Origin of the sequence: Elioraea sp. (assembly GCF_022842375.1) — a bacterium.
In the GTDB taxonomy this organism is placed as follows: Bacteria; Pseudomonadota; Alphaproteobacteria; order Acetobacterales; family Acetobacteraceae; genus Elioraea_A.
In genome coordinates this window covers 1-14,590 of sequence record NZ_JALHPR010000051.1, presented here as the reverse complement: position 1 = coordinate 14,590, position 14,590 = coordinate 1, and the positions used below count along the sequence as shown (strand labels likewise).

The 14,590-nt window shown below is 70.7% G+C and carries 13 protein-coding genes; 2 read left to right on the top strand and 11 right to left on the bottom strand.

All coding sequences use genetic code 11. The features are described from left to right. The first annotated feature begins 346 nt into the window (after positions 1-346). Complete coding sequence (locus tag Q0C38_RS22320; RefSeq protein WP_291299347.1) at positions 347-1,345, top strand: DUF4384 domain-containing protein; 999 nt, start codon at positions 347-349, stop codon at positions 1,343-1,345. 10 nt (positions 1,346-1,355) lie between these two features. Here the strand turns inward: Q0C38_RS22320 and Q0C38_RS22315 are convergent, their stop codons facing one another. The 11 genes from Q0C38_RS22315 to tssA form a co-directional block, all read right to left on the bottom strand. Then, positions 1,356-2,321, bottom strand: a complete 966-nt coding sequence (locus Q0C38_RS22315; RefSeq protein ID WP_291299346.1) for a hypothetical protein — start codon at positions 2,319-2,321, stop codon at positions 1,356-1,358. 113 nt (positions 2,322-2,434) lie between these two features. Next, complete coding sequence (locus Q0C38_RS22310) at positions 2,435-3,079, bottom strand: OmpA family protein (protein ID WP_291299345.1); 645 nt, start codon at positions 3,077-3,079, stop codon at positions 2,435-2,437. Positions 3,080-3,152: 73 nt separating this feature from the next. After that, complete coding sequence (locus tag Q0C38_RS22305) at positions 3,153-4,694, bottom strand: class I SAM-dependent methyltransferase (protein ID WP_291299344.1); 1,542 nt, start codon at positions 4,692-4,694, stop codon at positions 3,153-3,155. Then, positions 4,694-5,827 carry a type VI secretion system baseplate subunit TssG gene (gene tssG, locus Q0C38_RS22300; RefSeq protein WP_291299343.1) on the bottom strand — a complete coding sequence of 378 codons (1,134 nt, stop codon included), beginning with the start codon at positions 5,825-5,827 and terminating at the stop codon, positions 4,694-4,696. Before tssG ends, Q0C38_RS22305 begins: the two co-directional genes overlap by 1 nt. Then, positions 5,791-7,653, bottom strand: coding sequence for a type VI secretion system baseplate subunit TssF (gene tssF / locus Q0C38_RS22295; RefSeq protein WP_291299342.1), 1,863 nt, complete (start codon positions 7,651-7,653; stop codon positions 5,791-5,793). Before tssF ends, tssG begins: the two co-directional genes overlap by 37 nt. Then, a complete protein-coding gene (tssE, locus tag Q0C38_RS22290) occupies positions 7,628-8,131 on the bottom strand; it encodes a type VI secretion system baseplate subunit TssE (RefSeq protein WP_291299341.1) in 504 nt (167 codons plus the stop codon). The genes tssF and tssE overlap by 26 nt, the downstream gene beginning before the upstream one ends. A 25-nt stretch (positions 8,132-8,156) precedes the next feature. Then, complete coding sequence (locus Q0C38_RS22285; RefSeq protein ID WP_291299340.1) at positions 8,157-8,966, bottom strand: type VI secretion system accessory protein TagJ; 810 nt, start codon at positions 8,964-8,966, stop codon at positions 8,157-8,159. Between the two features lie 31 nt (positions 8,967-8,997). Then, entirely contained in the window at positions 8,998-10,542 is a 1,545-nt protein-coding gene (gene tssC / locus Q0C38_RS22280) for a type VI secretion system contractile sheath large subunit (RefSeq protein ID WP_291299339.1), read from the bottom strand. A gap of 34 nt (positions 10,543-10,576) precedes the next feature. Next, positions 10,577-12,070: a type VI secretion system contractile sheath large subunit gene (gene tssC, locus Q0C38_RS22275; protein ID WP_291299338.1), complete on the bottom strand. Its 1,494-nt coding sequence runs from the start codon at positions 12,068-12,070 to the stop codon at positions 10,577-10,579. Positions 12,071-12,074: 4 nt separating this feature from the next. Further along, positions 12,075-12,581: a type VI secretion system contractile sheath small subunit gene (gene tssB / locus Q0C38_RS22270; protein WP_291299337.1), complete on the bottom strand. Its 507-nt coding sequence runs from the start codon at positions 12,579-12,581 to the stop codon at positions 12,075-12,077. 189 nt (positions 12,582-12,770) lie between these two features. After that, entirely contained in the window at positions 12,771-13,889 is a 1,119-nt protein-coding gene (gene tssA, locus Q0C38_RS22265) for a type VI secretion system protein TssA (protein ID WP_291299336.1), read from the bottom strand. 143 nt (positions 13,890-14,032) lie between these two features. Here tssA and Q0C38_RS22260 point away from each other — a divergent pair. Then, positions 14,033-14,590 (top strand): Clp protease N-terminal domain-containing protein (locus tag Q0C38_RS22260; RefSeq protein ID WP_291299335.1); only part of this gene is annotated, 558 nt, incomplete at its 3' end.

Sequence of the window (14,590 nt, the reverse complement as noted above, 5' to 3'; positions counted from 1 at the left end):
AGCGACGCAGGTTCCCAGCCCCGCGCCCCCGCTCCCCCCGGTCGCGCTGGCCCCGCCGCCCAGGGTGCAGGAGCCGGCACCGACGCCCCCAGCGCCGACGCCGCCCCTTGCGGCACCCGCACCCGCGATGCCGCCGGCAACGCCAACGCCGCAACCGTCTGCGACGCCGCCCACGTTTGCCGTGCCGCCTGCCCTGGTGCTGCCGCCACCGCCGCCGATTTCGCCAGCGCCATCGCCGCCCCAGGCGGCGCAGGCACCTCTGCCCGCGTCACCGTCGGTTACCGCTGCTCCTGCACCGTCACAGACCCCGGCACCTGCACCGGCACCGGCCCCTCCTGCGACGCAGGTGTTCCAGGCACCCGTGTTCCAGCCCCCGCCGGCATCGCCAACCCCCGCAGCACCGCCCGCGGCCCAGGCTCCAGCCGCCCAGGCTCCAGCCGCCCAGGCTCCAACCGCCCAGGCTCCAGCCGCCCAGGCACCAGCCACCCAGGCACCAGCCGCTCAGGCTCCAGCCACCCAGGCACCAGCCGCCCAGACACCAGTCGCCCAGGCACCAGTCGCCCAGGCACCAGTCGCCCAGGCACCAGTCGCCCAACCCCCGGCACCACCGGCGCCAGCCCCATCACACGCCGCACCGCCGCAGCAACTCGCCGCCGGGCCTTCGCCAGGTGCCATCGCCGCCTCGATCGCCGGCGTGCTGGCCGAGGCGCGCTGCACCCTCGTCTCGGGCGCGATGGAACCGAACGGTCGCGCGCGGCTCACCGGCTACGCCCAGGGCGGCAGCGGCGAGGCGGCACTCCGGCTCAGGCTCGCCTCCGCCGGTGTCACGCCTGGCACCATCGACTGGCGCGTCCGCGGCTTCGAAGGGCCCTATTGCGGCGCGCTCGACCTGCTTCGCCCGCACGCTGACCATTTCGGCACCACACCTTCGGGGCTCGACCTGTCCTTGCCGGGTGGCCGCACCCGCCTCGTGCTCGGTGACCTGCTGACGGTGAACCTCACCCTGCCGGCCTTCCCGGCCTATCTCCGCGTCTCCTACTTCACGCATGACGGGGAGGTGGTTCATCTCCACCCGACCCCGGCTGACCCCGCCCGCACCTTCGGCCCGCGCGTCCGCATCGCCCTCGGCGATCCGGGAGCAGGCGGGCCGCGCTGGGAAGTCGGGCCACCCTACGGCACGGAGATGATTGTCGCGGTCGCCTCCGAACGGCCGCTGTTCCCTACCGGCAGGCCAGAGGCGGAACAGTCCGACGCCTATCTGGCCGCCCTCGGCGCTGCATTGCGCGCGGGCAGCGGTGGCAGGACGGCGGCGCGGGTGATGATGGTCGACGTCGCGGAGCGCTGAGGCGCTCCCGCTAGGGCCACGTGACGTGCGACAGCCACGTCTCCGGCAGGCCTTCCTTGAACCGCGCGCGCAGGCGATCGAGCGTCGCCTGGTCCATCCCGACACTGGCGGCGGAGAAGAACCGCTCATCCGGGGTGTGGACGATGTAGGCCATCGCCTCGTTCATCATCACCTCCTCGTTGTCGGGATCGTACCCGCCCTCGGCGAGGAAGCGTCGCAGTTGGGTGCGCTCCCGCGCGCTGAGGCGCTCGTTCCACCAAGTCTTCACATGCGCCGCGTAGGCATTGTTCGTGAAGAATTCGCCGTGGCTCAGCTCATGCCGCAGGATCACGCCACGCACCGCCTCATCGACCTCGAGATGCCGCCCGCGGGCCGGATCGGCCGCGTGCAGGCCCGGCACGGTGATGATTGCCGCCTCGCGGACGAGGCGCGGCAGGCCATCGGCCCCGAGGGCGACGGCGCCGAGATCGGCGAGGATGGCGGCCAGCCGCCGCTCCTCCGCGTTCAGCGTGACGCCCTGCGAGGCCGCGAGGGTGAAGAACCGCACCAAGTGCGACGCACGGTAGTTGTGGCCGTAGTAGAAGGTCTCGACCGTCTCGCCGGCAGCGGCGATCGCGGCAGCCAGCGCCGCATCATCGAGCACCCGGTCACGCGGGAGGCCGGCCTTCTCAACCAGGGCGGCGATGCGGTTCAGCATCTCGCCCTGCTGGCTGAGTGTAGGAAAATCAAAAACATAGATCGATGGATTCATGTCGATGCTGAACACCGTCAGTGCGGTGCCGCGACTGGCGAGGATGGTCGCCGGCGAGGCCGTGACGGCAGCGAGGCGCGGCGGGGATGGTCCGACGGCCTCCGGAGGTGGCGGGGCCGGCCCCTCCCACGGGCGCTGCCAGACGAGGCCGGCGGCGACACCAAGCGCGATGACGACGACGACAAGTACGGCAAGCGGCCAGCGCCCTCGCCCAGGCTTCGGCATCGCCTTCGGCTGAGGCGGCGTCCGCCTGATGACGACGGTCGCGTCCGAGTCGGGCGCGCTCCCGGGCGGCGCGCTTTGGGGCGGCCGGCGCATCGGCGGCCGCCCGACCGGGCTCAGCCGCCGAGGTTGACGATCTGGACGCGCCGGTTGCGCGGCTCGTCCACCCCATCGTCGGTCGCGATCGCGAGCCTGCTCTCGCCGAGCCCGATCGCGACAAGCCGCGACGGCTCGACGCCGAAGCGCTGTGTCAGGTAGGCGCGTACGGCCGCCGCCCGACGCTCGGACAGCGACTGGTTCAGCGCGCTGGAGCCGACCGTGTCGGTATGGCCCTCGATGCGGAAGCGGAAGGGGCGGAGATCCTCGCTCGTCAGCGCCTTGCCAAGCTCGTCGAGCACGCGCGTCGCCTGGTCGGTCAACGCCGCCGAGCCGGTGGCGAACTGGACCGTGAGCGAGATCGCGGGCGCCTCGGTGGGCGCGGCCGGCGGCGCCACCGCCTGTACCGGAGGGGGCATGGGCGCGGGCGTGGGTGCGGCAATGCCCGGCGGCGTCGCTGCGGGCTGTGCTGGCGCGGGCGTCGACGGTGCGACGGGGCGGATGCCGCGCGTCGCCGGCTGGAACTGCCCGGGCTTCGGGCGAAGCGCGTCGATGATCTCGCTGGCCGACGGATCGCGCGGCTGGGCGTGGGCATCAGTGGCAAGCAGCCCGAGCGCGGCAGCGGCCACGGCGAGCGACCTGGCGGTGCGGAACAGGATCATCATGCAGTCTCCCCTCAAGGGCGGCGCGGCGAGGCGCCTCGTTCGAAGTGCAAGGTTAGCACGGTCGGATGGCGGCTCACACCGCACCGACGGCGCGCCAGAACGCAAGGCGCTCGTCGATCACCTCGGCCACGGCAGCGACGATGGTCGCCCGCGCCTGCTCCGGGGTCGCGGGTGCATTGTCGACGAGGATCGATTCGCCGCGGGCGGCGAGTTCCCCCGCGATCCAGTCGGCCACCATGTCCGCTTCCGGCGCGCAGCCGGCGACCATGGCGGCATGGACCTGCATCTCGACCTGGTAGGCGGGAATGCCGGTGCCGAGCCGCGGGCTCGGGATCGCGAATTGCAGGCCCCGCCCGGGGAAGCCGAAAGCCTTGGTCACCGCCGCCGCATAGCGCCTGGCCGTATCCTCCGCCGCCGCACCGGGCCGCAGCATCGGCAGCGCCTGGTGGCTGCCCACCAGCATGCCGACGAGCTCGACCGCCGAGACGGGCGCGCCGGTCGCAGCCCCGATGCGCTGGAGCTCCGCCACCGTGCGGGGTCGTTCCGCCAGCGCTGCGAAGATCGGGCGATAGGCGTCCTGGCCCATCTCCGCCTTGCCGCCGGGCACCTCGATCTCGAACACCACCTTGTCGGCGGGCTTGACGAGGGCGAGCGTGAGCGCGCCGAGGCGCTGGCTGCGCTGGTGGTCGGCGATGCGCCGCGCGCCGCGGAGGAAGATGTCGTGGCGGAAGCCGCGCTCAAGGCAGAGGTCGCGCGCCGTCTCGCGGGCTGCCTCGGTCGGCTGGCCATCGATCAGCGCGCGCTGTTCGGGCGAGAAGCAGAGATCGGGGTAGTTCTCGGTCAGCGTCGCTGCCGCGGCGTAGGTGAGCTTGGCCGGCACGAACGCCTCGGCCACCTCTGCTGCGAACATCGGTCGCCAGTTCTCGTTCAGGTACTCGTGCGCGAGGTAGGCCGGGGGAAACTGCGCGCCCTCCGGCTTGAGGATGCGCTGCACCCATGGGCTGCGCGTGAGGTGCCGCGCGCCGGCATCGTTCAGCGCGCGCGCGGCGTCGATCGCGGCCAGCACACGCTGGTCCGACCGGCCGGGCATCGCGGCGGCGGCATCGGCGAGGAAGCGGCGCAGCCCGATGATCGGGCTCCAGGCCGGCAGCGCGCTGTAGCCGACATGCACGATCCCGCCCGGTTTCACCCGCGTGGCGAGGAAGCGGACGATGGCTGCCCGCGTGGCATCCGACACCCATGACCAGACGCCGTGCAGGCTGACGATGTCGAACATCGGCAGGCCGGGCGGCGGAGCGTCGGCGAGCGCGGCGAAATCGGCCTCGAGATAGGTGATGTTCGTCAGCCCCGCCTCGTCGGCCAGGGCGCGGGCCGCGGCGATCTGCCCGGGCAGGAAATCGACCGCTACGACGCGTGCGGCGGGGTTCGACGCGGCAATCACGCCAGCGGTGATGCCGAGCCCGCAGCCGAGCTCGCAATAAGCGAAATCGTCCCCGAGCCCCGCCTCGAAGCCGGCGACGGTGAGCGCGAGGGAGAGATGCGATGGTGCCTGAAACGCGAAGAAACCGGGCAGGTAGTCGATGTCGGAGATGTAGCCGCCGCTCCACGCATCCATCAGGCGAAACCCTTTCGTTGTGTCATCATTACGATCGCCTCGGCAGCAAACACCGCCTCGGGGGCGAAGCGGCGCGGTGCCTCGCCGTCGCGGGCGGTCCGCGGCAGCCAGGTGTTCCAGCCGAGCCGCGGCGCCTCCGCCCCCACCGTGCCGAGCCTGGGTGCGGGCACGGCATCGCCCGCGAGAACCGGGTTGATGGCAAAGCCGAGCGTGGGGCCGACGAAGCTGCGCACGAGATCGACGAGCCGCGTCATCGCCACCCCGCCCGGCATGAGCGTGGCGAAGGCGTCATACGGCATCGGCCCGAGCCTCAGGATGAAGCGCCCCTGCGTGTCCCACGCGCGCACGCCGAGGGCGGCCTCGGCACCCAGCCGCGCGTGCATCCCTTTCGGCATGCCTGGGCCGGGAAGCCGCGTGCGCTCGGCCGGGGGGAGCGACAGCCAGGCACCCACCATCTGCACCACCTCGACCGGCCGGCCAAGGAAGTCCGCCGCCATCGCCTCGAGCCGCGCGGCCGATCGCGGGCGCGCGGCAAAGAGGCCGCCGTAGTGGACCGCCACATGGTCGGGCACGGCGAGGCGGTTGCCGAGGCCATCGGTGCCGAAGCCGACGATGGCGGTGAGTGCTGCCGTCGCGTCATCCATCGTTCCGGCAGGGGCTGCCTCGACGAGGCGTGCAAGGCGGTACTTCGTTGCGGCACGGAGGTGCAGCGACAGCATGCGGTGGACGAACATGTCGAGGAAGGCGGGCAGTGCCTCGTTCTTCGCGCGCAACGCATGCAGCACGAGCTCGCTGTAGTGCCGCGGCATGATGCCGCCGGGGCCGACGAGGCCCAGGAAGGCCAGCGTCAGCCGCGCCTTCTCGCCCCCATCTTCCTTGGGGCTTTCTGGCCGGAACGCCGCGACCTCAGCTGCCGGAAAGCCGAGCGAGAGGGCGGAGGCAAGCCGCGCAAGCTCCTCCGCCGGATCGGCATCCCCGCCCAAGGGCCGCTTCGCCTCGCGGCGCGGATCGCGCGCGACCTTCCGCTCCGCCGCCTCGAGAACCCGCATGGCCTCGAGGAAGGGAAAGCGCTGCGGCTCGCGCGCGAGCGCGGCGGCTACAGAAGGGGCTGTTCGCCGGCGCGGGGGGGCCATGTGCGGATCACGCCTGGGCGGCCGGCGAAGGCAGCCGTTGTGCGAACGAAACTGTTGACCGTGGCGTGGAGTGCGAGAAACCGCTCCAGCACCGCGGCAAAGAGGAACCCGCCTGTCGCGAAGGCGCGGGGGTCGAGCTCGATACGCACGTCGAGGCCCCGCACGAACGCGCCAGGCCGCCGCCCCGGCGCACGAGCCGCCCCCTCCGTTGCGGTAACGGAGAGAACGCCCTCGATGATCGCCCGCGTCTCGGGGAGCTCGCGCAGGTCGTAGAGGCGGAGGATCTCGCGCAGCGCCGCCGCCCCGGCAGCACCGCCGGTGACGGAGAGGTGGTTCAGGGCGAGATGCGACACGAGCCGCCAGGCGCCCGCATTGCCGAGGCGTGGCCTGAGCGTCGGCGTTGGCGCGGTAAGGCAGGTCATCGACGACACACCGCCCAAGCCCTCGATCGGGGTGAGCTTCGGCCGACCACCGCCGAAGGGAAGCGAGGCAGGCAGGTCGCGGTTGAAGCAGGTCGCGTCGACCGAGAGCGTGCCCTCGGCCGGCAGGTCGGGGTCGAAGCCCTGGTCGGCGAAGGCGAGGAACATTTCGGTTCCGGTCAACGGCGAAAGGGAGGATCGCCGCACGGGGTGCCAGCGCGGCGCATCCGCCTCCTCGCGTTCGGCTCCACCGGGAAGCCCGGCATCGGCGGCGAGGCGGTAGAAGGGAAGCCATGGGCGGGCGGGGCCAGCAGGGCGGCTCTCGCGCACCGCATCGACCGACCACACTTCGAGCGCGCGCGGCCGGCGGGCATCGGGCACGACGCGAAGCTCCGTCGCCGTGCCGTCGAGCCCGAGCGGATCGCAGCGCTGCGGGAACAGGTTCACGACAGGCGTGCAGCCAAGCGCCAGCGCGTCGGCGCCCACCGTGCGTTCGAGCTCGGGCAGCGCACGGTCGAGATAGAGGAAGATCTCCATGCGGTTGCCGCCGGAGACGAGCGCCTTGGCATCGAGGCCGGCGATGTCGAAGAACAGGAACTTCTCGGGAAAGGCGAAGTACTCGGTCAACAGCCGGTAGCCGGAGAAGCTGCGCGCGGGCCAGGGCAGCAGACCCTCCTCCCGCGCGAAGCCGACCGCACGCACGGCATCGGGCGGCAGCACCACGGGGTTGGGGTCATTCGGCCCATCGGCGATGGCGACCGAGACGGTGTGGTTCAGCACCAGCTCATGCAGCGGCAGGGCCACGGGGGCGGCACCGCGGAGGAAGAAGCGGACGCTGTCGGGCCCGAGCTGCGCGAAGGTCGCCTCCGCCCCGAGGCAGCGCAGCGCGATGCGGAGGCTCGCGACAGCCCCGCGCGCGGCGCGGTTCACCGGTGCCTGCAACGGCAGGCCGGAGAGGCGCACCTGGTCGATCGCGATCGGATAGAGCGTCACGGGATAGCAGGTACGGAAGCGGCAGCGCTCGCCCGTCACCGGCTCGGTGTCGAGGCCGGCACCGGCCGGCACGCGATAGGGGGCGGTTGCCGTCGGCTGGCCCTGGAACTGCACGATCGAGCAGGAGGGGAAGGGCAGCAGGTAGTGCGGATAGAGGATGCCGAGCAGCGCATCCGTCAGCTCGGGATACTCGTCCTCGAGCTTGTGGCGCACGCGGGCGGAGAGATAGGCGAAGCCCTCGAGCAGCCGCGCGACATGCGGATCATCCACCGCATCGGCCGCGAGCCTGAGCCTGCCAGCGATCTTGGGATGTGCCGAGGCGAACTCCGCCGCGAGCTTTCGGATATAGGTGAGCTCGCGGTTGTAGAACGGCAGGATGTCGTCGATGTCAGACAGGGTCTGCCCCCGCAACAACGAAAGCCATGGCGGCGCTGTCGAACGCGGTGTCGAAGCTCACCGGCTCAGGCTCCGGATCCGCCATCATCAGCGCCTCGACGCGAAGCCGCAGCGTGCGGTCGGTGTCGTCGGTTCCCGGCAGCAGCGACACCTTCACCATGCGGAAGCGCGGCTCGAACGCACGGATCGCGGCTTCGACGGAACGGCGGAACGTCTCGCGCTTCTCCTCGGACGCGAAGTAGCCGGAGGTGAAGTCGGGCACGCCGAAATTCACCGGCGAGACGGAGAGCTCGGCCAGCGGCGTTGGCCAGGAGCGCCAGCGCTGCCGCGCATTCAGCAGCGCCTCAAGGTCGCGCCGCGCTGCGCGGCGGAGAGCGGCGAGCGTCTCGGCCGAGCTGAGGGGACGGTCCTGAACCCGTTCCGGATCGGCATCGAGCAGCCGGTCGAGGACGGAGAGCTGGACGCGCTGCGAACGGTCGTTCGGCCTCAGCGACACTGTCTTGCCCCCAGCACAGGCATGCTCACGAGGCGCCGTTGAAGACCAGCGTGGAGAGTTCCATCACCGTGCGGCCTTCCTCGCCTGCGAGGAACATGCGCTGGCCGATGCCGCGGACGGGTGCCCCCTCGCCGCCCGCCCACTCCGTCGCGCGGCCGAGCCGCAGCGGGTCAGGCTGCGATGCGTCGGGCGGAACGTAGAGGGCGGGGACGAACACGTCGCCGTCCGGCCCATCGCGCACCGACATGGTGACGCGCCGCCAGAACAGGTCACGCGGCCGCTGCGGCGGATGGAAGATCGCCTCGGCGATGCGCTCCGTCGGGATCCAGAAATACTTGCCGGTCGTCGTCAGCACCTCGAGGAAGCCGGCGCAGAGATCATCGGCATCGCGGAAATCATCGAACGCGATCTCGTCGAGCGACCCTGCGGCAGGCGGGCGGGCGGCCTCTGCCTCGGCGACCAGGCGGGCAGCCTCGGCGCCGTCGCCGGCACGCAGCGCGACCAGTGCCTCGAGCAGGCGTGAGATGTGGCCGGGCGGCGAGCCGAGGAACTCGGGAAGCCGCCCCTCCGCCCAGACCTGGCGGCGTGCTTCCTCTGCCCGCAACAGCTGGCGGAAGGCGGCGACGGGAACGGCGACGCCGGGCTCCATCGTCGTCAACGCGTCGAGCAGCGTGTCGGCGCGCTGGGCGTTGCCGGTGAACAGCATCAGCTCGGCCAGCAGCAGGCGAGGCGCGGGATCGGCCGGAGCCTTGCGCACGGCGGCGTTGGCCGCGGCCACGGCATCGTCGAGCCGGCCTGCCTGGAACAGCGCGCCTGGTGTCATCGTGTCGGTCATGCGGCCAACTTCGTCCTACTGCGGTTCTTGTTCATGCTGCGCGTTTCGCCGGCACCTCGGTGACGAGGCGGAACGTTGCGGCCACGTCATCAAGCTGGAATTGCGGCTGCAGGTGGATGGTGCAGCCATAGACGCCGGGCTTGCCTGGAAGCTCGGTCACCGACACGCGGGCATCGGCCAGCGGGTAGCGTGCCATCATCTCCGGCCCCGCGCGCGTGTTGGCGTTGACGTAGGTGGACAGCCATTTCTGCAGCGCCGCCTCGCAATCCTCCGGCGTCGCGTAGGAGCCGACGCGGTCACGCCCGATCACCTTCACGTAGTGGGCGAAGCGGCTGACGCAGAGCATGGTGGAGAGCTGCGCCGAGAGGCGCGCGTTCGCGCTGGCCGCGTTGCTGTTGGTGCCCACATAGCCCTTGGCCACCTGCACCGATCGGCAGGCGCCGAACACCGCCTCGATCGTGTTGCGCAGCGCCGAGAGTGGAACGAAGCCGAGTTCGGACAGTTCCTGGTCCTGCCTGTCCGTCAACGCGACCTCGAGCGCAAACCGGGGCCCGACGCCGGCACGGTCGGCGGCATAGCGCTCGACCGGCAGCTGCGTCACGAGGCCGCCGCCGATACGGTCACGGTCGGTGCCCTTCACGTCGGCCGGCCAGCCATGCGCGGATGCCGCGCGCGCGATCACCGCGGCGAATGCGTAGACGGCGTTGGTCCAGCCGCGCGCGGCACGCCTATGCGCGGCCTCGGCGTAGACGAAGCCGTCGGGCCGCGTGCCATCGTTGCCGAAGGGAAGCCGCGTCAACACGCGCGGTATCACGAGGCCGAGGAAGCGCGCATCCTCCGTGGCCTGGAGCTTGCGCCAGCGATCGTACTCGGCGGCACGGAAAATGCCGGCGAGGTCACGCACACCGGAAAGCTCGCCGAAATCCGCGAGCCCCAGCATCGCCGGGTCGGCAGCGACGACGAAGGGCGCGAACGATGCGGCAGCGACGGCGGCCATCGCCGTCAACGCCGCCATGTCGTCGGTCGGGGTGTCGGCGTCGCGGCGGTGGCGCACGGTATAGTCGCCGATCAGGAGGCCGAAGGGCTCGCCGCCCGGCGTGCCGAACTCGCCCTCGTACACCTTCTCGAAGATGCGGCTCTGGTCGAACTCGATCGCACGCTCGAGGTCTCGCACAAGCTCTGCCCAGGGAAGCTGCACGAGCCTGATCTTGATGCGCGGCAGAGCGCCCGCCTGGTCGGCGAGCCAGGCAAGCCCGCGCCACGAGGCCTCGATCCTGCTGAAGCGCGGATGATGCAGGATCGCATCGAGCTGTGCCGCGATCAGCGCATCGAGGGCGGCGATGTCACGATCGATCGCGAGCCTGAACGTTGCCGCATCGGTGGCGAGCAATGTTGCCTCGGCGCCGAACCACGCCTCGGGCAGCAGCACGGCACCAGCGACAAGAGTGGCAAGGGCCTCTGCCGTCGCGGCATTGGCGTCACCGACGATCGCCCCGGCGAGAACGGCCTCGCGCAGCGCAGGCGGTGGCACCGGCGCGGCTTCGGCGGCGCCGGGTCCCGATTGCTCCTCGGGCATGGGCGCCGCCTTTCCTGTCGCGTCGGTCCCTGCGTCAGGCCTTCTGCGGGATGCGCGCGACCATGCGCATGGAGGTGGTGAGTTCCTCCATCTGCAGCCACGGCCGCATGTAGGCCACCGCATTGTAGGCGCCCGGCTTGCCAGGGATCTCCTTCACCTCGACGCGCGCCTCGCGGAGCGGATAGCGGGCCTTCATCTCCTGCCCTGCCGCGGGGTTGCCGTTGACGTAGTTGCCGATCCAGCGGTTCAGCCAGACCTCGCAGTCCGACGCCTCCATGAACGAGCCGATCTTGTCGCGCGCCATCACCTTGAGGAAGTGCGCGAACCGGCTCGTCGCCATGATGTAGGGAAGGCGCGCGCTGATCGCTGCGTTCGCGGTTGCCTCCGGCCGGTCGTACTTCTTGGCCTTCTGCGCCGTCTGCGCGCCGAAGAACACGGCATAGTCGGTGTTCTTGTAGTGGCAGAGCGGCAGGAAGCCGAGATTGGACAACTCATTCTCGCGGCGGTCGGTGATGCCGATCTCGGTCGGACACTTGGCGTCAGGGTCGCCGTCGTCGGACTGGAACAGATGCGTCGGCAGGTTCTCGACCTTGCCGCCGCCCTCGGCACCACGGATCGCCGTGCAGAAGCCGAACTTGGCGAAAGCGTCGGTCAGCCGTGCGCCCATGACGTAGGAGGCGTTCATCCAGCAGTAATGGTCATGGTCCATCGACTTGGCGGCGCCGACCTCGTCGAACGGTGCCTCCTCGTAGCCGAAATCCTCGATCGGCTTGGTGTTCGCGCCATAGGGCAGCCGCGCGAGCACGCGCGGCATGACGAGGGAGACGAAGCGGGCGTCCTCGGTGTCGCGGAACGAGCGCCACTTCATGTATTCGGCCGTGTCGAAGATCTTGGCGAGGTCGCGCGGCTTGGAGAGTTCGGTCCAGCTCTGCATGCCGAAGAGGCCGGCACCGGCAGCGGAGATGAACGGTGCGAAGGAGGCGGCCGCAACGTTCGAGACGAGCCGCAGTGTCTCGATGTCGTCGGGGTGGTTGCTCCACTCGTAGTCGCCGATCAGCGCGCCATAGGGCTCGCCGCCAGGGGTGCCGAACTCGTTCTCGTAGATCTTCTTGAAGAGCTGGCTCTGGTCGAACTCGGTCGCCTTCGTCAGGTCACGGTTGAGCTCGCGCTTGGTCGAGTTCAGCACGCGGATCTTGAGGCCCGTGCCCGTCTCGCTGTTCATGACGAGATAGTTGAGGCCGCGCCACGTGCCTTCGAGCTTGCCGAAGGCGGGCGCGTGCATGATCTCGGCGAGCTGGGCCGAAAGCTTGCGGTCGATCGCCGCAATCGCCGCGTTGAACGTGACCTGGAGGTTCTTGCTGAAGGTGACGGTGCCCTTCAGCGCCTCCTCCGTCAGCGTCTTGATCAGGTCCTGCGCACGGTCCTTCTCGGTCTGCTTGGTTGCCGCGATCGCGGCATCGAGCAGGCTCGACGCCTCGACGGTCTCGGCGCCAGCCGCGGCAGCGCCCTGGGCTTGTGCTTCGGCCATGGGATCATTCCTCCTTCTTGTCGAGGCCAAGCTCGGCCGAGAGCGACTTCAGCTTCTCCTCGTTCTGGAGCACCTGCTCGAGCAGGCCCTCGAGCTCGTCGGAGCGATCCACCTTGCTCATGAGGTCACGCAGCTTGTTGCGCGTCTCGAGCAGCGCCTTCAGTGCGGGCACCTGCTCGACGATCTTGCCCGGGTCGAAATCATCGAGGCTGTTGAACTTCAGCTGCACGCCCATCTGGCTGCCGTCATCGGCGAGCTTGTTGTCGACCTTCAGGTTCAGGCCGACATTCATCCGCGCCATGACGTCGTTGAAGTTGTCGCGGTCGATCTGCACGAACTTGCGTTCGGCGAGCGGGCGGAGCGGCTGCGTCGGGTCGCCGGAGAAGTCGCCCAGCACGCCGACGACGAACGGCAGCTCACGTTCGACCTGCGCGCCTTCGGTTTCCACCTCGTAGCTGATGTGAACCCGCGGCCTGCGCACCCGCGTGAGCTTTTCGTGGACACTGGCCATGCGACTGTCTCCGTTCCCTGGTGGCCCGGCACGGCAGCCGGGGGGCGCCGCCGGGGGTGCGCAGCGTGGATGAGGCATCCCGCCGTGGCACGCACCGCGAGTGAACCATACGTGTTGCGCAACGTCGCGGTCAACGCGCGCCTCAGGGGAAACAACTGCCGCGTGACCTATGTCACGCCGCGGTGCCGATCACTCCTCTGCCTGCGGCGGGCGGATGCCGAGCGAGGAGAGGAAGCCCGCGCGCGTGCTCTCATCCGGCATCAGTTCGGCCAGCAGGTCGGGCAGCGACATCCGCCCGCGCCGCACCGCTTCCTCGAGCGTGTAGGAGAGTGGGCTGTGCGGCTCGACGCGGCGAAACCAGCGCGCCACCTCCTCCAGCATCTTCAGCGCATCCTCGCGCGAGCCGATCTCACCAGGCCTGCCGCCACGGCGCGCACCGCCGCCGCCGGCCGGTGCCTCGCCACCCTCGGTCGCGGCCTCCTCGTCGCCCGCCGCCTCCTCCTCGGCGACGGCGAGCTTGTCGCCGGCAAGCCGCGTGACCGTGGCAAGCGCCGTTGCCAGCAGCTCGCGCACCGCCGAGGTGGGCGGCGCATCGGCGCCCGCGCGCTCGTCAAGCGCGGCACTGAGCTCGCCCCACGCCGCGATCGCCTCGTTCAGCGCGCCCGCGATCGCGAGCCAGTGCGGGGCGGGCAGCGCGGCGGCCGCCTTCATCACCCCGTCGAGGCTGAGCGCGCCGGCCGCGATCCGCGCCTCCTTCCGCGCTTCCTCGAGGCTCTCGAGCGCGTCGGCCTGCTCGATCTGCCACAAGGAAAGCGGATTGCCGACAAGGTCGCGCAGCAGCGGCACCTTCCTGATCGGCTGGGTCAGCGCACCGTCGCCCCCCTCGCCGTTGAGGCCGGTGACGGGGGCGACCTTGGTGATCATCCCGTCCTCGTCCGGCATCGGGTACAGCCCGTCCCAGAAGCCGGCGACGAGGCCGTGCATCAGGCGGAAGCCTGCGCCGAGCCCGGCGAAGCCGTTGCTGCGCAGAAGCGCCTCGGTGTACCAGGCAGCGACCTCGAGGTCCTTCGCCTGGCCCGACAGCAGCTTGTCGGCCAGGTCGCGGATGGTGCGCCACTGCGGCGGCATCGTCGCTTCCTCGGCCGCAGCATCCATCGCACGCTCGGCCGCGCGCGCCTCTGAGCGCGCGTCGCGCAGGCGGTTATAGGCAGATGTGGCGGAGTAGTCCGTCCGCGGGTCGATCCCGGCTGGGTTCTCCCCCTCGATCGGCGCGAGCAGGCGTTCCAGGTCGAAGCCGTCGATCGCCATCCGGTTCCTCCGCGTGTGACCGTCGTCACATTGCCCGAGAACCGGGGTGCTGGACAACCGGGGCGCGCACTCCCTACTCTCCGGCCCGAACGCCGCGGCGTCCGCCGTCGGCAGGGTTCCGGAACGGTCCTGGGAGAGAACGAGTGGCGGCGATCGACCTGAAGGCGCTCGTCGGGCGCCTGAACGACTACTGCCGCAGGCAGCTCGAGTCAGCGGCCGGGCTCACCCTCTCGCGCAGCCACTACAACATCGAGATCGAGCATTGGCTGCTCAAGCTCCTCGATGCCCAGGACGGCGACCTCGCCGCCATCCTCCGCCACTACGATGTCGATGCAGGCCGCTTTTCAGCCGACCTGACGAAGGTGCTCGACCGGCTGAAAACCGGCAACGCGCGCGCGCCGTCGGTCTCGCTCGACATCGTCGAGCTCATGAAGCAGGCGTGGCTTCTCGCCAGCCTCGAACACGGCGCGGGGCGCATCCGCTCGGGCCACCTCCTGCTCGCGCTGATCTCGGACGAGACGCTGCAGCGCCGCGCGGCGGAGGCCTCGTCGCAGTTCGGCAAGATCCCGCCCGATGCGCTCAAGCGCGACCTCGGCGCCATCACCAAGGACACGGCCGAGGCAGCGACGGCCACCCCCGCGCCCGGCGATGCGCCAGCCGCCGCGGGCGGCGGCGGTGGCCCGAGCGCGAGATGGAAGAGC